This window comes from Bacillus sp. RK1064 (assembly GCF_051488405.1).
Classification (GTDB): domain Bacteria; phylum Bacillota; class Bacilli; order Bacillales; family Bacillaceae; genus Bacillus.
In genome coordinates this window covers 243,054-263,171 of sequence record NZ_JBPSCZ010000001.1, presented here as the reverse complement: position 1 = coordinate 263,171, position 20,118 = coordinate 243,054, and the positions used below count along the sequence as shown (strand labels likewise).

Genomic DNA, 20,118 nt, shown 5'->3' with positions numbered 1-20,118 from the left:
CAACAACATGTTGATTAGAATTTTCGTTTACCAATATATTTGGCAATGGAGGCGAGTGACGTTTTCGCTCGTCCTCGAGGAAGTTTGTCCAGCTGTTCAAATGCCTTCTTCAAATACATTTCACTCACTCGAATCGAGCGGTCGATCGCATCTGTTTGTTTGAGATGTTCAATCACAGGCTTCAGCTGCATTTCCGTTGTTTCACTATTAATCAGCTTTAATTGGCCTTCGAGTGCCTGGTTCTTCAGTGCATATAAGACCGGGAGTGTGACATTTCCTTGTAAAAGGTCTCCCCCAACAGGCTTACCAAGCTCTTCTTCAGTTGATGTGAAATCAAGCACATCATCAATGATCTGATAGGACATACCGACATAATAGCCAAACCAGTAAAGGGCTTTATGTGTTTTCTCATCTGTACCTGCTGCTATCGCACCTAACTGGCAGCTGCCTGCAATGAGCAAGGCTGTTTTTCGTTTGATTCTTCTTAAGTATGTACGCAGGTTTTGATCCATATTGTATTTGTCTTTCACTTGCTCGATTTCACCAAGACAGAGCTCGACGACCATCTTTGACAAAATTTCATGCGCCATTGGGTGATTGATCTTTGTCATATACTCAAGCGATCTTGCAAACATATAATCTCCTGTGTACATGGCAATTCGATTGTCCCATTTTGCCTTAATCGTTGGCTTGCCTCTTCTCAGCTCAGCATCATCAATGACATCATCATGAACAAGCGATGCCATATGAATCAGCTCAAGAGCAACGGCAACATATTTAATTTTATTAATGTCATAGTCGCCAAACATGCCTGAAAGGAGAACAAAAACGGGGCGGATTCGTTTTCCGCCCGCTTGCAGCAAATGAAGACCTGCTTCACTTAATAATGCATAATCAGAGCGAACTGTTTGTTCAAGCTCTTTTTCAATAATATCGATATCATGATTTAAAAAAGAGATCATTGCTTTTAGTTTCATTATTTTCACCCAAATATCGTTTATTCAAAGCTTCTTTCCGATATGTGTTGCTGCTACACCGCCTGTAAATGGATGATACGAGACATCAGACAGACCCGCCTCTTCGAAAAGAGCCGCCAGTTCTTTCATGCCAGGGAACGCTTTGGCTGATTCTTGAAGCCATGAATACTCCTGATAGCTTTTGGCAAACAGTTTACCAAAGAGCGGCATGATGTATTTGAAATAGACATAGTAGCCTTGTTTAAACCCAATCATTTCAGGCTGTGATGTCTCAAGACAGACAACCATTCCACCAGGCTTCACGACTCTTGTCATTTCCTTTAGCACCGTTAAGTAATCAGGGACGTTTCGTAGGCCAAATCCGATCGTGACATAATCAAATGTGTTATCCTCAAAAGGAAGCTCCATCGCATTGCCGTGAAGCAGTTCAATTTGATTATAGTCCCCAGTTTTCACCTTCGTTTCTCCAACACTCAGCATATTTTTACTAAAATCAAGGCCTTTGACTTCGCCTTTTTCGCCTACAGCATCAGCAAGCGCAATGGTCCAATCGGCTGTTCCGCAGCATACATCCAATGCTTTGGCTCCTTTTTGAACATTCATGAGTTTCATTGTTTTATCGCGCCACTTTTTATGCTGCTTAAAGCTGATGACAGAGTTCATTTGATCATAATTTTTATAAATTTTTTCAAATACACCGTGTACTCTCTGTTCTTTTGATTGCTGCATGACTTACCCTTCTTCCACTTTCTGATGGTACGCAGGCTCATTTTTCATATGATCCAAGCGATTTAATAGCTCTTTTTGAACGACCGGAGATGAAACAAGATACTCCTTGATCGGTCGTTTGGCTTGCTCATAGCCTTCCTTCTCAAAGTTGTCAAAACATGTATAGGCGTCCGTATAGCTATCGTTCAAAAAAAGTTTTAAATGTTTGTCATCTTCTGCTTGTTTCATGAAACGCTTATAAACAAGGAAACGACTTGCAATCTCATTCCAATGCGTTAATTGAAAATGCTCAGAAACCCTTTGGAATAACGCAGACTCAACAGTTGCTACACTTTTGTAAAAGTGCGCTGCATCTTGAATGGATCGATCATACAGTCTAATTTTATGTTCATTGATCTCTTTGATCGCCGTTGCGAGCGTGCGAATCATGTAGATGTCTTTCATGTCAGAGAGAAGAGAATAATAGAGACCGCTGAAATAGTCTCCTGCTAGGATGGTCAGCTGACGATTTTTGAATTCGTCTTGTTTGATGGCTGCAGCAGTTGTGACTTCGTCATGGGTATCAAGGGCAATTTGTACAAGCATCGCCGTTAAAATATAATTTTCTTTTTTCTCTGCATCAATTTGAGCTTCATCAAACATTGCATGAAAAAGAAGGAGCTTATCTTCATCGATGAGTGGCGCACGTAAATGCTTCGCCAAATAAGGATGAGAAAGCTTTTTATTTAATTTTATATTTAGATTAGATAAAATTCCGTAGATGTCTTGCAAAGATATCACCCTTGTCCCAAAAATTACAGTTTCATATGTAGCCCTGCACATTGTATAGAGATTTATTATACCATATCAGCTCTCACTTTTATGCTATCAAGTGCATTCAAGTGCTTATTTCTTTGCTTCGCTTTGAATTTCACCGAAGCTCGTTTGAATGACAGCATCGCCTCTTACTTTGATCGCTGACGTATGCTCAGTAAATTGTGCAATGATGACTTCACCTTTATCGAGCTTTTCGGAATGGTGAAATCTTGTATCAGAGCCTCTAGTTAAGCCGATGACATTTACACCATTATCAATGGCTTTAATCACTACAAAATCAGATGCTTTATTTTCACTCAATCTGTTCACCTTCCATCTATTGAATTAGTCGTTTTTAATAAAGGAAAGCACTTCTGCTCTTGCCGCCGTATCATTTGCAAATGTACCGCGTACTGCTGATGTCACGGTTTTAGCACCTGGCTTTTTCACTCCGCGCATCGTCATACACATATGCTCTGCTTCAACGACAATCATCACGCCATGCGGATTGAGTGTTTCCACCATACTATCTGCAATGGTTGATGTAATGCGTTCCTGAAGCTGCGGGCGTTTGGCAACAGCCTCTACAGCTCTTGCAAGTTTGCTAAGTCCCGTTACTTTTCCGCCGCGCGGAATATAAGCGACATGGGCTTTTCCGTAAAAAGGTACAAGGTGATGTTCACACATTGAATGGAAAGCAATATCTTTTACAAGAACGAGTTCTTCGTGGTCTTCACCAAAAATGGTTTTAAAATGTTCTTTTGGATCTTCATTTAATCCCGAGAACACTTCTTCATACATTTTTGCTACTCGTTTTGGGGTATCAAGAAGTCCTTCACGATCTGGATCTTCTCCGATGGCTTTTAATATATCGCGTACTGCGTGTTCGATTAGTTCTTTATTTATTTCACTCATGTATTATATCCTCCAAAGGCGATTACATTTCAATCAGATTCTAGCACACTTCAGATCCTAAAAGCAAAGGAGAGCGTTCTAAACGAACCTTTTGATTCAAAAGGAAAAGCCCCTTATGAAAGGGGCTTTTCTAGACCAGTGTGAAACTTTATATGTATAACTCCTGCAATAGGATCATTACACATAACGATTATTTACCTGCCACCGCGTCTTTAAGTGCTTTACCTGGTTTGAAAGCAGGTACTTTGCTTGCAGGGATTTCGATCTCTGCACCAGTTTGTGGGTTACGTCCTTTACGAGCTGAACGCTCACGTACTTCAAAGTTACCAAAACCGATAAGTTGGATTTTGTCACCATTTTTAAGTGCATCTAAAATTGTATCAAAAACAGAATCAACTGCTTTTGTCGCGTCTTTTTTAGATAACTCGCTTGCTTCAGCAACCGCGTTAATAAGTTCTGTCTTGTTCATGCCTTTCACCTCCTCCCAAAAATATGCATTCAGTAGATTGTTATCATTTCTTCACAATTCATCTTCTTTCTATACACTTTTTTCGAAAAAAAAGAGCGTCTAGAAAGCGTTATACATGGCTATTCATTAGAAAACAACTCTTTGAAGGAATGTTTGTCCAACAAAGTGAAGATTTTCTGTAAGTAGATTAACACATATGAAATACCATATCAAGCATTTTAAAGGGAAGAATCCTTATTCGTCAAGGATTAAGGGCACTTTTACGAACGAATATTCCTAATTTCAGCCTGAATCTGACTAATCTTTATACAATTGTCTTTTTATGACTCATTGAATACGCAAAAAAAGACCCCTGTCAATGAGAGGTCTCACATGCTATAGAATAATGGCGATCAAACCGCCTGATCCTTCGTTGATGATTCTTTCAAGCGTTTCTTTCAGCTTATATCTTGCATTTTCTGGCATCAGCGACAGCTTTGCTTGAATACCTTCTCTGACAAGGGAGCTGAGTGAGCGCCCAAATATATCAGAATTCCAAATCGAAAGCGGATCATCTTCAAAGTCTTGCATTAAGTAGCGGACGAGCTCTTCACTTTGTTTCTCTGTTCCAATAATCGGTGCAAATTCACTCTCTACATCTACCTTAATCATATGAATAGATGGAGCAACCGCCTTTAATCTCACGCCGAATCTCGAGCCCTGCCTAATGATTTCCGGCTCATCTAAACTCATATCTGACAAGGCCGGGGCCGCAATCCCGTATCCCGTCTGCTTCACCATTTTTAATGCGTCTGATACTTGATCATATTCTGTCTTCGCATGCGCAAAATCTTGCATGAGCTCTAGAAGATGGTCTTTCCCTCTAATTTCCACACCAACCACTTCTTTTAGAATATGATCATATAGATCATCTGGGGCGTACAGGTCAATCTCCGCAATCCCCTGACCCATTTCAATCCCTGCTAAGCCCGCTCTTTCAATAAAGTCAAATTCGCTGAATTGACCAACGACACGGTCAACATCTCTTAATCTTTTAATATCCTTTACGGTTTCCTTCACTGAATCCTGATAACTTTCTCTCAGCCAATGATCTTCTTTCAGCACCATGACCCAGCTTGGCAAGTTCACATTCACCTCTAGGACTGGGAATTCATATAATGCTTCACGAAGCACACTAAGGACGTCTTGCTCTCTCATACTTTCTACACTCATGGCGAGTACTGGAATATCATATTTTTGGCTGAGTTCCTGCCGCAGCGCTTCTGTTTCAGGGTGATATGGCCTCACAGAGTTGATCACCATAATAAACGGCTTTCCAACCTCTTTGAGCTCATCAATCACACGTTCTTCAGATTCAATATAATCATGTCTTGGGATTTCTCCAATGGAACCATCTGTTGTAATCACAACACCGATGGTTGAATGCTCTTGAATGACCTTGCGTGTGCCAATTTCCGCTGCTTCATGGAACGGGATTGGCTCTTCATACCACGGCGTGTTGATCATTCTTGGACCATTTTCATCTTCATACCCGCGCGCACCAGGGACTGTGTATCCGACACAATCAACAAGCCTGATGTTGACATCAAGACCGTCACTCACATGGATCGATGCCGCTTGATTCGGTACAAATTTTGGTTCAGTGGTCATAATGGTTTTTCCTGCTGCACTTTGCGGCAATTCATCCTGTGCTCTTGCACGATCTGCCTCATTATTGATATTCGGGAGCACCACGAGCTCCATAAACTTTTTAATAAACGTAGATTTCCCTGTACGAACAGCGCCAACGACTCCTAAATATATATCGCCTCCTGTTCGTTCAGCGATATCCTTGAAAATATCGACTTTTTCCAAGTGATCCCCTCCCGGACTTGCTATCCTCGTTTTCAAATAAAATACTCTATTCTTCAATCAAACTGTGCTTGAAAGGTGTCTGGACAATATATGTGTATGACGTTGTCCTATTTGAATATGACACCTTTTTTGTTTTGAGAGTATGTTTAGCCATAAAAAAACCTTTCTCCTCATTTATATGCAGAGGAAAAAGGTTCATTCTTGTTTATGACGTCTTTTTTTCTAAAAAGTCAGGCTCACCTTTTTTGTTGATGGTATATGGGACAGAAAACGCGGGTACAAACGGGGTTTCCTGCCAATAGACATCTTGAATGTTTTCACCTGGTTTGAGCTTTTGTTTCGTATTCTTCAAGATATGAGCAAAATCACTGCGGTAGTCCACATAGATTTCGCCATTTGATGAAATCAGTAACGGGAGGGAATTCCCCGTCACCGGACTCATGACCGTAGGCGGCGATTTTAAGCCTAGCTTTTTTTCATTTAACGTATATAAATTGCTTGATACTACTTTGCCATATGGCGGATATGTATGTTCATCTTGATATATTTTGATTCTAAGCCGTAATTCACTGATGGTTTGCGTCATTTTGACATCAAGCAGTTTCACCGTTGGTTTTTTTTCGACGTCTGTGAGGACATACATATATTCGCCCCCGCCTTCAAAAGAAGTAGACGGTACATCGTGTAAATATCTTGGTGACAAGCGCTTAAAGTCGATGACGTACTTCTGATAAACCGGCGTGTCTGCTTCTTTCGTTTCAATCGGCAAAAGGCCATTAGTTGCTTTTTGAAATTCCTCAATCGCTGTCTGAACGCTTTGCAGCTGTTCTTCATATGGCACATGGTTTTCAGTTTTGCGATTTTCTGGATACAGACATCCTGTTAGTAAAATAAGTGCTAACAACGTGACACTGACTTTTGCTTTGATCATCACATTCTTCCTTTTTCTTTATTCATTGACCGGCCCGCTAAATACAACTAAAAACACAATGATACCTGATATAAGCATCAAGCTGTATGCAACGGTCGAGGCTGTTATTTTAAGAAACCGGCTTTTCAGCTTAAATCGACTGAAATAAATGGTTACTACGGCTAAAAACATGAGCCCCATGGAACCAAGCGCAAACCACATCTTGATTAAAGCAAAACTCATCGTGCCTGTCCCCCTTCAAAACGAACAAATTGTAAGCGTTTATATTTCATTCTAAACCAAAAATAAGGTAAATATCAATCATTTTTCCAATCATTCAGAAAAAAGCGCATAAAAAAACTGAAGCAAAGAGGGGGACTCTGCTTCAGTCATTAAATCGACTATTTTTCCTCATTCTGTAGAGGCAAAGCTCTATTCAAACTTCATTGCTATGTTATGCAAGTCTTCCCCTTCTTGCATCCTCTACATGCCTAAGTTCAGTCTTCCATTTATTTTGTTTGGTTTTCAAACATGTTCACAAGGTCTTCCATTTCATGTGTTTTCACACGTGCCATCAATGATTCTACAGCATCGTCGACCTTTTTCCCTTCAAATAAGACGTGGTAAAGCGCCTCTGTAATCGGCATGCTGACCTTGTATTCTTTGGAGAGCTGATAAGCGCCTTTTGTTGTACGGACGCCTTCAACAACCATCCCCATTTTTTCAAGCACTTCTTCAAGCTTATACCCTTTACCAAGCAGATTTCCGCAGCGCCAGTTACGCGAATGAACACTTGTACATGTCACGATCAAATCTCCCACGCCTGTTAATCCGGCAAATGTCAGAGGATTTCCTCCCATTTTCGTACCAAGACGTGCGATTTCAGCGAGTCCTCTAGTGATGAGCGCCGCTTTCGCATTGTCACCATATCCAAGTCCGTCTGTGATCCCTGCCGCAAGAGCAATGATATTTTTCAGTGCTCCGCCTATTTCTACACCAATCACATCAGGGTTTGTGTATACTCTAAAGTTGTTGTTCATGAACAAATCTTGAACAAATTGAGCTGCTTCAATATTTTCTGATGAGACAGTGACAGTTGTCGGATGACGCAAGCCTACTTCTTCGGCATGGCTCGGCCCTGATAAGACAACAACAGCTTCTCTTTTCTCAGCAGGTACTTCTTGTTCAATCATTTGAGAAATTCTAAGAAGTGTATCTGGTTCAATCCCTTTACTTACATGGACAAACGGCACTTTCGATGTGATCAGCTCATTTGCCTGCTTTAATACTTCGCGAATGGCCTTTGTTGGCACAGCGACAATAATAGCGTCTGTCCCCTCTAACGCCTGCTTCATATCTGTCGTCGCCTGAATAGACGCTGGCAGTTCGACATTAGGCAAGTAATCATGATTTTCATGTTTCTCATTGATTTGATCAATAAGCTCTTGTCTATGTCCCCACATGTGTACATCATGATGATTATCAGCTAATACAAGCGCAAGAGCTGTTCCCCAGCTGCCTGCTCCAAGTACTGAAATTTTCTTCATCCTGCTCACCCTTTTTATTTTCTCGCTCTCGCAAATATTTTAATCGGTGTTCCTTCAAAACCAAATGCATCTCGAATGCGGTTTTCTAGGAAACGTTCATAAGAAAAGTGCATAAGCTCTGGATCATTTACAAACACCACAAAGGACGGAGGCTTAATAGCCACCTGTGTCGCATAGTAAATTTTCAGACGCTGTCCATTATGAGTCGGTGTTGGATTCATTGCCACTGCATCCATGATGATATCGTTCAAAATATTCGTTTGAACGCGCATCGCATGATTTTCACTAGCTGTAATAATGGATGGCATTAACGTATGAATTCTCTTTTTCGTAAGAGCAGACATAAACAAGACAGGTGCATAATCCAGAAATTGAAAATGCTCGCGAATGTTTTGCTCAAATTCCTTCATTGTACGCTCATCTTTTTCAACAGCGTCCCATTTGTTCACAACGATCACAACAGCTTTACCAGCTTCGTGTGCATAGCCTGCAATACGTTTATCCTGCTCAATAATGCCTTCTTCACCGTCTAGAACAACAGCGACAACATCAGAACGATCAATGGCTTTTAATGCACGAAGCACACTGTATTTCTCTGTTGTTTCATATACTTTTCCTTTTTTCCTCATACCTGCTGTATCGACAATGACAAAGTCACGCTGATTGTACGTAAACATCGTATCCACAGCATCTCTTGTCGTACCAGCGATGTTGCTCACAATGACCCGGTCTTCTCCAAGCATTGCATTCACTAAAGAAGATTTCCCTACATTCGGACGGCCGATTAAGCAGAACTGAACAACTTCTTCCGCATACTGTGTATCCGGTAAGTTTTTGAAGTGTTCTGCGACAGCATCAAGCAGATCACCTAGACCTAATCCGTGCGTTCCAGAAATCGGATACGGTTCGCCAAACCCTAGTGCATAAAAGTCATACACGTCACTTCTCATTTCAGGGTTGTCCAGTTTATTGACAGCAAGTACAACTGGCTTTTTCGTGCGATATAAAATTTTTGCGACTTCTTCATCCGCAGATGTGACACCATCTCGTCCATTCACCATGAAGATAATGACATCCGCTTCATCCATTGCGATTTCTGCCTGATGGCGAATTTGAGCTAAAAATGGCTCATCTCCAATATCAATTCCACCAGTATCTATTAAGTTAAAGTCATAATTTAACCATTCAGCAGAGCTATAGATTCGATCTCTTGTTACACCAGGTGTGTCTTCTACAATCGATATTCTTTCGCCTGCGATTCGATTAAAAATTGTAGATTTTCCAACGTTGGGCCTTCCAACAATGGCTACGACAGGTTTACCCATAGTACCCTTCCTTTCAATCCAGCCGCGATTCAATATGTTCATCATCATGTTTCAACCGGGATTTAAAATTTTCATTCAGTTTTATGAAATAAACCCTTCAAACATGAAGGGTTCAACTTATATATTATATCAATTTTTAATCAGACCACAATGAATAACTTAAAAATGTTTGACAATCAAGTAAAGATCTTCTCCAATTCCGTGTGCAATTCCATCTAAAATGGCCTCTAAATTCATGGCGTACATGTCGAGTTCTTCTTTATTTTCACAGAAAAAAACGGCTGTTCCGCCCATGACCCGCTCTTTATTTGTTGTAGCCACAGCGAGTATAAATTGTTCAATGGTGTTCGCCATGCCCTATTACCTCACTTTCTTTTTTATGAACTCTGTCGGCATTCTGATGGCATTTTCTAAAATAGGTACTTCTTCCAATACACGGACAGCCAAATCTTCACGATACCATTGCGGTAAAATGAACACGCCAAGTGTGCCGTTATTTAGATCACGTTTTGCGAGCGGACAGAGCGATGGTTCACCAGAGTCGCGATACACGCCAAGTACGTTGGATAAATCAAATAAAATGGCTTGCCGCTGCCCAAGATTGGCAATCGTTGTGGCTGAGTTGAAATTTTTCGGCGTCAAAATAAAGCCCATCCCATGCTCTAAAATGAGCTTTTGCTTTTCGGGCAGTCCGATATTCATGATGTAAATATCATTCACATAAAGCCCTGCCCCATCAAAGCGAAGCTCTCCTTTTTGTATATTGACAATATCCTTTAATTGGCTGCCAGACATTAATAGCTTTGCCAAGAAAAAACAAAGAATACCGACCACTGTACCAATAACGAGCGAGAAGAAAATACAGGCTGTGGTAGTAATCAGTGCCGTGAGAATCGCAATATAATTCCGGCTTTCAAAGGCAATGGCTATGCCTTCTATATATGTACTGCCTCTTGAGACTAGCTCATATGAATCCATTTGAGTTAACGTATTTCTTTCCATATTGCGGACATCTCGGAATTGCGTGGCCGCCAGCGTGAGAAAGGTAATCGCCGTAAATTCCTCCTGAATGAGTGCAGGCATAATGATCGCACCAAGTCCTGAAGCGATAAAACCAAGCGCAATATGAATCACTTGTCCATGAATATACGTGGGGTATTGCCGGTAATCTGTTCTTAACATATAAAGTCTGGCCGCCATCCCAAAGATGACACCAATAATCACAGGAAACGTATAATCCGTCATGTTGATTTTGCAGCCCCTTTTACTGGTTTTCTCGATGAACGGGCGTTCAAGAGCTTTTCAAGCTGATCGACACCTAATAGGAAGATGGACCCTTGAACAACAAGGGACAGAAAAGAGAGATCTCCTATGACAATCGATGATGTCAGGCGGTGAATCGTCAGCGCATAAAGGGCTTCGCCAAGACATACAGACATCATCCATAGGGTGACTCGTTCTGTGAAATGATGTCCATATGTCAAAGACATCAAGATCAGCAAGGCAAATACGACCCAATCCACTTTTATTAGCGTGAACCAAACCGGGTCATATAATGCAAAAATCATAAAAAAGGCATATGCGCTCACCATAGAGCCTAATTGCATGATTCTCATCATTTGATGGCCAGACCGGAATATAACGAAACCTGCACATGCATATAAAAAGGTCATCAAGTACCCCGCATTGAGGCTCATATCAAACATGGATACCATGAAATGACTACATATAATATGGACGAGGACACAAACGCCTAGCATACTGCGCCATGAGCTTTTTTCCATAATAAATGTCACCATAATCCAAACAAACCATATGGACCAATAATAGTACAAAGCCTCCAACGTCTCATCACCTCAATTACATTATGGGAAAATCCCCAATTTTTAAACGTAAGGGATCGCTTTGGACATTGTATGAAATAAACAAGAGGTGACACTCTAATAATTGAGGAGGGATGCATGATGGGAAAAGATAGACAGGAAAAACGCTTAAAGGCATCAAAAAGAGTGGAATCTGACCGTGATCAATCCATTCATCATAAAGGGGCAACAGCATTAGAAGGTCCAGATAGCGCACGAAGAAGAAATCAATAAAAAAAGGCATGTGATGACCACATGCCTTAGATGTTTAGGGGCTAAACTTGATTTTAGTCCTTTTTCTTCTTTGATCTTAGACTATAGTACGTTGTGTCGATGCCTCTTTCTTTGAGCCAATGACTTGTTTCCCCGGAAATGACAACCTGGGTTTGTCTCAGTTCTTCAATGGTCTTCACGCCAAGCACTGTCATCATCATCTTCACATCTTCTTGAAGATCTATGATATCAGCGATGAGGCCGCTCTCCCCTCCGCCAGTCAGTGATTTTAAGAAAAAGCCAGCTAGACCAGCAGCGGATGCGCCAAGAGCAATTGATTTTGTTACATCAAGGGCGTCTTGTATACCTCCGGAGGCTAAAACCGTTTGATCTGGAAAACTTGTATGTACTTCAGCAAGACTCGCTGCTGTTGGAATCCCCCACTGGTCAAAATAATGAAGCGCTTTTTGGCGGCGAAGATTTTCGATCTTTGAAAAGTTCGTACCACCAAATCCTCCTACATCAACGGCCGCAACTCCAGCATGAAATAACTTTTTTGCCGTTTCCTTGCTCATGCCAAATCCGACTTCTTTTACGACAACAGGCACACCAACTGATTCAGCGATGGCTGCGATGCGCTTAAGCGCCCCCCTGAAATCACGGTCTCCTTCAGGCATGACGATCTCTTGGATCACATTTAAATGAATCTGGAGCATATTGGCCTCCAGCATCTCGACTGCTTCCTTCGCTTGCTTAATCGTTGCTTCACTGCCTAAGTTCGCAAACACAATTCCATCCGGATTGACTTTTCGAACAACTTCATACGTACGTCTTTCTTCTTTATCTTTCAGTGCAGCCATTTGTGATCCTACTGCCACCGGAATATTCGTTTCCTTCGCTGCGATCGATAAAGAGCGGTTGATCTCATAGGTCGACTTTCCGCCCCCGCCAGTCATTGCATTGATAAAAATTGGCGAACCGAAAGTCAGTCCGCCAATTGTCGTATGTGTATCAATTTGTGATGTCGCAAGATCTGGTAGACCGACGTGAACGAAGGAAACATCTTTTAAACCTGTTGCTGCATGCTGTCCAGTGGACAAGGCATGTTCAATATGCTGCTTCTTTCTTTCTGCTCTCGTCAATTTTGATCACCAAATTATTTTAATTTATTAAGCTTATCGCCGATCAGGTCACCAAGCTGGAATCCGCTTGTGTTTTCTTCTTTCGCCTGATATTGACGATAATTCTCTTCGATTTGTTTTTCAGGATTTTCTTCTAAATCACGGATGCTTAACGAAATGCGCTCTTCATCTTCATTCACATCAAGCACTTTCACTTTCACAGTCTGCCCTTCTTCAAGGACTTCTTGCGGTGTACCGATATGTTTATGAGAGATTTGGGAAATATGCACAAGTCCTTCGACGCCTGGCAGAATTTCAACAAATGCACCAAAGCTCACAAGACGTTGAACAGTTCCTTCAAGCACATCACCTTGTTTTACCTTTTCGCCAATCTGGCTCCAAGGTCCTGGTAATGTTTCTTTAATAGATAGTGAGATACGTTCGTTATCACGATCAACAGCAAGTACTTTGACCTGGACTTCCTGGCCTTCTTCCACTACGTCAGATGGCTTTTCAACATGCGCATGGGATAGTTGAGAAATGTGAACCAATCCATCAATGCCGCCAATGTCTACAAATGCACCAAAATCAGTAAGGCGCTGCACTTTACCATCAATCACACTGCCTACTTCAAGCTTTTGCAGGAAGTCTTGCTTTTTGTCTAATTGCTCTTGCTCCACTACTGCACGGTGCGAGAGAATCACACGATTTTTTTCGCGGTCAAGTTCGACCACGACAAGTGAGAGTGTTTTACCTTTGTAGTCTGAGAAGTCCTCTACATAGTGCGCTTCTACAAGAGATGCAGGAATAAATCCACGCACACCAATATCTACGACAAGACCACCTTTTACAACGTCTTTTACTTCAGCTTCAAATACTTCTTTTGTCTCAAACTTTTTCTCTAGGTCTTCCCAAGCGCGGTCTGCATCAACAGCACGTTTCGATAAAATCAAAGCATCGTCTTCGACTTTTGTTACTTTAAGCTCTAACTCGTCGCCATCTTTCACGACATCTGATGCTTTTTCAACGTGAAGACTTGATAATTCACTGATTGGGATGATACCAGGCTGTTTCACATTGACGATATCTACATTGACATGCTTGTCCTCAACTTTAGAAACAATCCCTTTCACTACATCTCCAACCTCTGGTACCTGAACATCGATTTGATTCATTTCCTCTGTCATTTCGATAACCTCCTTGGTCCAAACCTACACAGCTTAGTTAAAACGACTGGGCGAATATGTGTCTTAAGCATGATGATTACCAGCCGAATATGTATTAAAGAAACATTCAAATCAACATAATTGCTTGAATGATCAATAAAAATAGTATTAGTATAAACTTCTAATAAAAGACCTTGTTTGTCAAGAGATAAACCTCTAACTTATTAAAGTTTTCTAAAATTTCTTACTGTTTCTCCACGCGGTCTGCTGCATCTAAAATTTTACCTGCTACCTCTTGAATGGAAAGAGAAGTTGTGTCAATTTCAATGGCGTCATCCGCTTTCTTAAGTGGCGAAACTTCGCGCTCAGAATCAAGTTTGTCACGTCTTGCAATCTCTTCGATCAGCTGATCGTAATTGACATCGTAGCCTTTTTTCTGATTCTCTTCAAAACGGCGTTTTGCTCTTTCTTCTACTGATGCAAGCAAGAAAATTTTCACTTCGGCATCTGGAAGAACGTGCGTACCTATGTCTCTTCCGTCCATAACGACACCGCCTTTTTGACCAAGCTCTTGCTGCCTGCGGACCATTTCTTCCCGAACAGCTCTGTGCTTTGCGACAACCGATACTTGGTTGCTCACGCGGTCTGTGCGAATATCCTCTGTGACATCGGTATTGTCTAGATGAACTTTTTGGCCCTCGTCCGTTGAGACCAGATCAATCACAGTTTTTTTTAGTAATGCATCAAGTGCTGTTTCGTCCTCAAGGTCTACACCATGATTAAGTGCCGCAAGTGTAATCGCGCGGTACATGGCACCTGTATCGATATAAATATATGATTTTTTTGCTGCGACAATTTTTGCCACAGTGCTTTTTCCTGCAGCAGCAGGACCGTCAATTGCGATAGATAATTTCTTTTTCATAATACCTCTCCTTGATTGAATCTCCCTTATGAATTGTAACACGATCACCGCTCAAACGGGGGAATTTTCTATCAATCCTTCTGCTTAAACGTTTCGATCCAATCTTCAATGCTCATGTTATTTACACCCTCGTATTGCACGACTTTTGACAAAAAGAGTTCTCCTTTTGTCAAATGAAGTGTGATCTGAACGGCTAATAATAAGACAAGCTGAATGAGCACCGCTTTCAATAACCATCTTTCCATTGTCTTCATACAAAAAGCCTCCACGCTAGATTCTTTCACCTCTAGTATGGAAGCTTTTAACATCCTTTATTCTTATGCTTTTTTTACCCGTGTTAAAAGCTGCTGCTGGAAGCAGTACTTCATAATGTGCTGCTGGTGGTCATTTGTAATCTCAGAAAACTCCATGATCGCTCTTGTTTTGCCAGTCTGCTCATCTTGATATACTCGATTCATCTCTGCAACCGCTTTAATTTTCACAGGCTCTTTCAGCGGAAGTTCAAACTCTGTGACCACTTCTCCGTATTCTTTCAATGAGACACCTTCAGGAACAGCAATAGCTAAGCCGCCAGCACTCATATTGACAATAAACGTGTCAAAGGCTTCTTCATCCGTTGGCGTGATCGTCGCTTTGACCATTGTATCGACTCTCAGGTATTCTCTGCGCTGAAGCCGAATCATTTCTTCTTTTGGCGGAATGGAAATGACAATCATCGGAATATCTTCTTTCCTCTTTCCGATGACTTCGCTTGTACATTTGTATGGAATTTGATTTTCATCGAAAAAGAAAACGGTGATTTCTGTTTGCTGGTTTAAATAGATCGTGCGGCCCGTTTCTTTATCAGCTGGATAATTAATGCAAATATCATCGTTATTATTTTCCAAAACTTTCGATTTTGCAGTTTTCACTTCTTTGTTCTCATTGACGTATTCAATTGTGATTGCATCCCCTATTTGTAACATTCCTCATCACTCTTTTCATCTGTGAAATCATATCCTCTCCTATATTAAACCATGTATAAAACAAAAGGAAAAGGCTTAGTCGCCTTTTCCTCGCTTCCTTTTCTATAGGTCTTTATATATAGGTTCTGCGTTTTTTAGTTTATCTACTCGTTCTTCTTTTCCAGTATCCGCATTAATGAACATTCGGTACGTATCATTCTTAATAGTTCCGAGGAACTCATAGCACAAAACTTCCTCTGACATATCATTTTGAACAATCGCTACATGAGAATCTTCGATTTTTACATGCTGATTCAATGTTTTCTTCGCTTCTTTTTGTGAGATTTTAGGTGCTTTTATGTCTCTTGTTTTATGATTCGTTAAATAGTCTTTCGCTGAAAATCCAACCACCTCACCATCATCTAATGCGACCTTCATGCGTATACTATCTGGATAAAGCAGTACATTTTTTTGAAGAGGTACATAGGTAAATACACCGATATTATCAAATTGCGCGCTTTCATCTAAATGGAACGACTCTGCATCAAATCCTTGCTTCTTTAAGAAGCTGAGTGCTTTTTCTGATGCATCATTTAAACTGATTTTCTGTTTTTTTACGTCTCGATTTTGAAGAAGGTAGACTGGGTGCCCTCCTTTTTCAGTCAAGTCTAAATAGAAATTCGCTTTACTATCAGGATCTGACATCGATAAGCTGTACACATCTCGATTGGTTTTGCTTCCGCTTTTTCTGACCTTAAAATGTTGATTATGATCAGGTGCGAATTGCTGGGCAATGCGTATCGCTTCTTTCTTTGAGATCTTTTTCCCTTTTAAATGATTGTAACCACGTGTTTCTGATTCTGTCGACACATTTGTCGGACCGAGATTGACATCCGCAAATGCATCTGCATTTCTCTCGACTGTTTTCAACCCGTCAATGATGGTGTTATCATTCTTTCGGTCGCCATCAGCAAGCGCCATTTCAACATCCATCCATTTTAAATTTTTATTGAGGACAAGGTGCTGTACTTGTCTCAGTTCGTTTTGGATATCAGCCGCTTGATGATATAAAGACGTAATGGTTTTGTGCGTATTTTTGTTTAATGGTTCATCTGATAAGGATTTGACTGATGATTTGTAGCTAAAGTCTCCGACATTCGCCAAAAATTCTTCCGTTTTGTTAAAAGGCATTAATGTGAGCGGAAGCTGACTCACATTGTTATGTGCTTCTGATGACATTCTCCATACATCTGCAAGTGCTGGTGAAATCGACGTTTGGCTGTTCATCGCAAGCGTTGCCCCAAGTTTGTCGTGCAGCTGATCCACTTGGTACGTTAAATCGTGAAAAGCCCTTTGATAGTTGTTCTCTGCGTGCAGCAGCACTGCGTCTTTTTCTTGATGCTCTTTATAGCCCCAATAACCTGTTGAGATGACAGCAATTCCTAAAATGGCAATCAATATTCCTCTGATCATTTATTTACACCTCTTTTTATTCGCAGAAAATATGTTTCCCGATTCGTTTAATTTGTGGTCTTCCCCAAATCCATGGACTTGTTGCTGTATCAGGATTAAAGTAATAGACGGCGCTCTCAGATGGGTCCCAGCCGTTAATGGCATCAAACACAGCCTTTTTAGCAGTGTCATTTGGCGACATATAAAATTGACCATCCGCCACAGCTGTAAATGCAAGCGGTTCAAAAATAACACCTGCGATCGTATTTGGAAAAGTCGGGTTGTTCAATCGATTTAAGATAACGGCAGCGATCGCCACCTGACCTTCATACGGCTCGCCTCTTGCTTCGCTATAAACAGCTTGTGATAAGAGCTGAATATCATTACTAGAAAAACCACCTGGCATGTTGGCTGCCGTTTGTTTCGGTGTTTGGTTTGCTTGCTGATTGCCTGACTGATTCCCAGTCTTTCCAGATGTCCCGCTTCCTCCGCTTTGACTTTTTTGATTCTCTTTTGCCCCTTGAGCTGTCTTTTTTTGTGAGCTTCTTTTCGCAGAAGCTTTTGTTTGCTGATCAAGAGGTTTCCCGCCATAATGGGTAAACTCATTCCCCTTTTGCAGCTGCTGCTGAACAAAGTCTTTATAGTATTTTGTCTTTTGAACTAATAGGCTTTTTGTTTGTTCACCTACAAGTCCATCGACCTTCTTTACACCATATTGGCTTTGAAAGTTGCGAACGGCCCAGTACGTCCCCCAGCCATATACACCATCAATTTTGCCATTGTAAAAGCCATTATATTGGAGCCGTGCTTGCAGCTCGACTACATCTTCTCCTGTTGCACCTCGCTGGATGACTTGACTGGTGAAGGCTTCACTTTTTTCAGCTGACATCAGTGAAGTTGCGAGTAGAACAATTGAGAAGATAAGGACGATTTGTTTCATGAAACGAGCTTTGTCCATATTTGATCCTCCTGTACTTTTGATGTTTGAATATATATTTCTTCCGATCCCTATTTTTATACATTCATCACAGGAGTGAATTGGATGAAAAGACAAAAAAAACGCCCTATCAACTGATAGGACGTTTTCCACATTAAATTTGCACCATTTTCACTGAACGGGCCTTTTTTGCTTTCCGCAGGCCAAACCACCATAAAAAAATCATGAATGGCAGCATAATATATCCCCAATTTCTCATGCCAAGAAGAATAAAATCATATAAGCCGTGAAAAAGTACTGGGAGCGTTAAAGATAGGATCAACCATTTCACTTGCTCTTTTTTTGCAGAGAAACGGGCTTTCCCGATATAAAACCCCATCACAACACCGAATAAAGCGTGACTTGAGACGGGTAATAAAGCACGGGTGAACGCATATTCAACCCCATGCCCGACCAAGTAAAGAATATTTTCTAATGTTGCAAAACCAAGTGAGACACTTGTTCCATACACAATCCCATCATAGTGTTCGTCAAACTGGGCATGCGCATAGACGCTGACCATTAAAATAAACCATTTTAATGATTCCTCTAAAAAGCCCGACGTCACAAATGAAATCAAGATAGGGTTCGTTGCGATATTTTCCTCTTGAAGGACATATTGAATAAACATGGTTGGAAACACAAGTATGACACCTAGCATAAAAGATCTGATGACCATGTGAACCGGCTCATTGTCGTACTGATCTTTCAAATAAAAATAACTTAAAAGTGCGATGCCGGGAGCTAAACCTGCTGAGATGATTGCGATCATAACCAGACCTCTTTCCCTACATTATCCTTCATTATCGTACCATGATTTACCCTTTTTTTATATGACTCGAGCCCATTTTTATGAAAATATTCTTCTATATAATCCCATTTTATATCAAAAAGAACCGAATCCCTTGTAAGGATCCAGTTCTTTTTTTATCCGTTCATTCTTTTGTTGATTTCTTCTGCAATAAGCCCCCCATGAAACCTTCCATTTTCAATGAAAATTTCATTGGCATTATTTCCAGCTGCAATGACTCCTGCAATGAAAATACCTTCTACGTTTGTCTCCATCGTCTGTTCATCAAATGCTGGACGGCCTGATTCTTGATCAATTGTCACACCCATTTTTTCTAAGAAAGAATGATCTGGATGATAGCCTGTCATGGCAAAAACATAATCACTTTTCACTCGCTCCGTTTGATCTTGCTGGTTTGTAAAAATCACCTCTTCTTCTGTGATTTCCTTCACCTGCGCTCCAAACTCCATTCGGATGGTTCCATTCCGCACAAGCGCTTCAAACTCTGGTAAAATCCAAGGTTTGATGCTAGACGAATATTCAGTTCCTCGATACAGCACAGTGACTCTGCTTCCGCATTTCACAAGTTCTAGCGCTGCATCGACACTTGAGTTTTTCCCGCCGATCACCGTCACATCTTTATCAAAGTAAGGGTGTCCTTCTTTAAAATAATGATACACATGAGGAAGGTCTTCTCCTTTGACGTTCATATAGTTTGGATGATCATAGTAACCAGTAGCAATCACGACATAATCACATGAATAGTCGTCTTTTGATGTGCTCACGGTAAAACAGCCATCTTTTTTCGTCACAGCGGTTACTTTTTCAAAGGCATGCACACGCAGGCTTTTTCGTCTGACTACTTCTCGGTAATAAGAAAGCGCCTGGATACGAACGGGTTTGCGATTTTCAGTAATAAAAGCGACATCACCAATCTCAAGCTTTTCACTTGTACTGAAAAAGGTTTGATGTGTTGGGTAATGATAAATACTGTTAACGACATTCCCCTTTTCAATGACAAGTGCATCAATTCCGATTTGCTTGAACGCGATGGCAGCTGATAGCCCGCAAGGGCCGCCTCCTATTATGATCGCTTTTTCTTGTTTCATTTGTTCCACTCCTGTCGTTTCAATACAATAACAACTGCTAGC

At 41.0% G+C, this 20,118-nt stretch carries 24 protein-coding genes; 1 reads left to right on the top strand and 23 read right to left on the bottom strand.

Features of this window, described 5'->3' with window-relative positions:
* Positions 1–14: 14 nt before the first annotated feature.
* From hepT to ACSSTM_RS01435, 14 genes are all read right to left on the bottom strand, one after another.
* Positions 15–977: a heptaprenyl diphosphate synthase component II gene (gene hepT, locus ACSSTM_RS01500; protein WP_034661075.1), complete on the bottom strand. Its 963-nt coding sequence runs from the start codon at positions 975–977 to the stop codon at positions 15–17.
* Positions 978–1,001: 24 nt separating this feature from the next.
* Positions 1,002–1,706: a demethylmenaquinone methyltransferase gene (locus tag ACSSTM_RS01495; protein ID WP_095285339.1), complete on the bottom strand. Its 705-nt coding sequence runs from the start codon at positions 1,704–1,706 to the stop codon at positions 1,002–1,004.
* A 3-nt stretch (positions 1,707–1,709) separates the two neighbouring features.
* Positions 1,710–2,477, bottom strand: a complete 768-nt coding sequence (locus ACSSTM_RS01490) for a heptaprenyl diphosphate synthase component 1 (RefSeq protein WP_307499836.1) — start codon at positions 2,475–2,477, stop codon at positions 1,710–1,712.
* A 114-nt stretch (positions 2,478–2,591) separates the two neighbouring features.
* Positions 2,592–2,822 (bottom strand): trp RNA-binding attenuation protein MtrB, encoded by a 231-nt coding sequence (gene mtrB, locus ACSSTM_RS01485; protein ID WP_008344541.1) that lies wholly within the window; start codon positions 2,820–2,822, stop codon positions 2,592–2,594.
* Positions 2,823–2,846: 24 nt separating this feature from the next.
* Positions 2,847–3,416 carry a GTP cyclohydrolase I FolE gene (gene folE, locus ACSSTM_RS01480; RefSeq protein ID WP_034661079.1) on the bottom strand — a complete coding sequence of 190 codons (570 nt, stop codon included), beginning with the start codon at positions 3,414–3,416 and terminating at the stop codon, positions 2,847–2,849.
* Between the two features lie 190 nt (positions 3,417–3,606).
* The gene (hbs, locus tag ACSSTM_RS01475) at positions 3,607–3,885 is read right to left on the bottom strand and encodes a non-specific DNA-binding protein Hbs (protein WP_003215863.1); all 279 of its coding nucleotides are present in this window, start codon (positions 3,883–3,885) and stop codon (positions 3,607–3,609) included.
* 375 nt (positions 3,886–4,260) lie between these two features.
* A complete protein-coding gene (spoIVA, locus tag ACSSTM_RS01470; protein WP_008344534.1) occupies positions 4,261–5,739 on the bottom strand; it encodes a stage IV sporulation protein A in 1,479 nt (492 codons plus the stop codon).
* 205 nt (positions 5,740–5,944) lie between these two features.
* A complete protein-coding gene (locus ACSSTM_RS01465; protein ID WP_106037944.1) occupies positions 5,945–6,670 on the bottom strand; it encodes a hypothetical protein in 726 nt (241 codons plus the stop codon).
* Positions 6,671–6,688: 18 nt separating this feature from the next.
* Positions 6,689–6,892: a DUF2768 domain-containing protein gene (locus tag ACSSTM_RS01460; protein ID WP_034318888.1), complete on the bottom strand. Its 204-nt coding sequence runs from the start codon at positions 6,890–6,892 to the stop codon at positions 6,689–6,691.
* Between the two features lie 266 nt (positions 6,893–7,158).
* Positions 7,159–8,196: an NAD(P)H-dependent glycerol-3-phosphate dehydrogenase gene (locus ACSSTM_RS01455; protein ID WP_034661081.1), complete on the bottom strand. Its 1,038-nt coding sequence runs from the start codon at positions 8,194–8,196 to the stop codon at positions 7,159–7,161.
* A gap of 14 nt (positions 8,197–8,210) precedes the next feature.
* On the bottom strand, positions 8,211–9,521 hold the full coding sequence (der, locus tag ACSSTM_RS01450) for a ribosome biogenesis GTPase Der (RefSeq protein WP_034661082.1): 1,311 nt from the start codon (positions 9,519–9,521) through the stop codon (positions 8,211–8,213).
* A gap of 159 nt (positions 9,522–9,680) precedes the next feature.
* The gene (locus tag ACSSTM_RS01445) at positions 9,681–9,875 is read right to left on the bottom strand and encodes a capping complex subunit for YIEGIA (RefSeq protein WP_003215794.1); all 195 of its coding nucleotides are present in this window, start codon (positions 9,873–9,875) and stop codon (positions 9,681–9,683) included.
* Between the two features lie 6 nt (positions 9,876–9,881).
* Entirely contained in the window at positions 9,882–10,766 is an 885-nt protein-coding gene (locus ACSSTM_RS01440; RefSeq protein ID WP_034661083.1) for a YIEGIA family protein, read from the bottom strand.
* Positions 10,763–11,365, bottom strand: coding sequence for a YphA family membrane protein (locus tag ACSSTM_RS01435; RefSeq protein ID WP_223249886.1), 603 nt, complete (start codon positions 11,363–11,365; stop codon positions 10,763–10,765). Before ACSSTM_RS01435 ends, ACSSTM_RS01440 begins: the two co-directional genes overlap by 4 nt.
* 120 nt (positions 11,366–11,485) lie before the next feature.
* Between ACSSTM_RS01435 and ACSSTM_RS01430 the strand changes: the two genes are divergently transcribed.
* Positions 11,486–11,617 carry a YpzI family protein gene (locus ACSSTM_RS01430; RefSeq protein ID WP_066030721.1) on the top strand — a complete coding sequence of 44 codons (132 nt, stop codon included), beginning with the start codon at positions 11,486–11,488 and terminating at the stop codon, positions 11,615–11,617.
* Between the two features lie 53 nt (positions 11,618–11,670).
* On the opposite strand, the gene fni is transcribed toward ACSSTM_RS01430, so the two are convergent.
* The 9 genes from fni to ACSSTM_RS01385 form a co-directional block, all read right to left on the bottom strand.
* Entirely contained in the window at positions 11,671–12,738 is a 1,068-nt protein-coding gene (gene fni, locus ACSSTM_RS01425; protein ID WP_034661086.1) for a type 2 isopentenyl-diphosphate Delta-isomerase, read from the bottom strand.
* Between the two features lie 14 nt (positions 12,739–12,752).
* Positions 12,753–13,904, bottom strand: coding sequence for a 30S ribosomal protein S1 (gene rpsA / locus ACSSTM_RS01420; RefSeq protein WP_034661087.1), 1,152 nt, complete (start codon positions 13,902–13,904; stop codon positions 12,753–12,755).
* A gap of 223 nt (positions 13,905–14,127) precedes the next feature.
* On the bottom strand, positions 14,128–14,805 hold the full coding sequence (gene cmk, locus ACSSTM_RS01415) for a (d)CMP kinase (protein ID WP_034661088.1): 678 nt from the start codon (positions 14,803–14,805) through the stop codon (positions 14,128–14,130).
* Between the two features lie 71 nt (positions 14,806–14,876).
* Positions 14,877–15,059, bottom strand: a complete 183-nt coding sequence (locus ACSSTM_RS01410; RefSeq protein WP_034661090.1) for a YpfB family protein — start codon at positions 15,057–15,059, stop codon at positions 14,877–14,879.
* Between the two features lie 63 nt (positions 15,060–15,122).
* Complete coding sequence (locus ACSSTM_RS01405; RefSeq protein ID WP_034661091.1) at positions 15,123–15,770, bottom strand: flagellar brake protein; 648 nt, start codon at positions 15,768–15,770, stop codon at positions 15,123–15,125.
* Between the two features lie 102 nt (positions 15,771–15,872).
* Entirely contained in the window at positions 15,873–17,222 is a 1,350-nt protein-coding gene (gene ypeB, locus ACSSTM_RS01400; RefSeq protein ID WP_034661094.1) for a germination protein YpeB, read from the bottom strand.
* A 16-nt stretch (positions 17,223–17,238) separates the two neighbouring features.
* Entirely contained in the window at positions 17,239–18,159 is a 921-nt protein-coding gene (gene sleB, locus ACSSTM_RS01395; protein WP_420734880.1) for a spore cortex-lytic enzyme, read from the bottom strand.
* Between the two features lie 133 nt (positions 18,160–18,292).
* Positions 18,293–18,949 carry a glutamic-type intramembrane protease PrsW gene (gene prsW / locus ACSSTM_RS01390; RefSeq protein WP_034661098.1) on the bottom strand — a complete coding sequence of 219 codons (657 nt, stop codon included), beginning with the start codon at positions 18,947–18,949 and terminating at the stop codon, positions 18,293–18,295.
* Positions 18,950–19,104: 155 nt separating this feature from the next.
* Positions 19,105–20,076, bottom strand: a complete 972-nt coding sequence (locus ACSSTM_RS01385; protein WP_034661101.1) for a YpdA family putative bacillithiol disulfide reductase — start codon at positions 20,074–20,076, stop codon at positions 19,105–19,107.
* Positions 20,077–20,118: the final 42 nt, after the last annotated feature.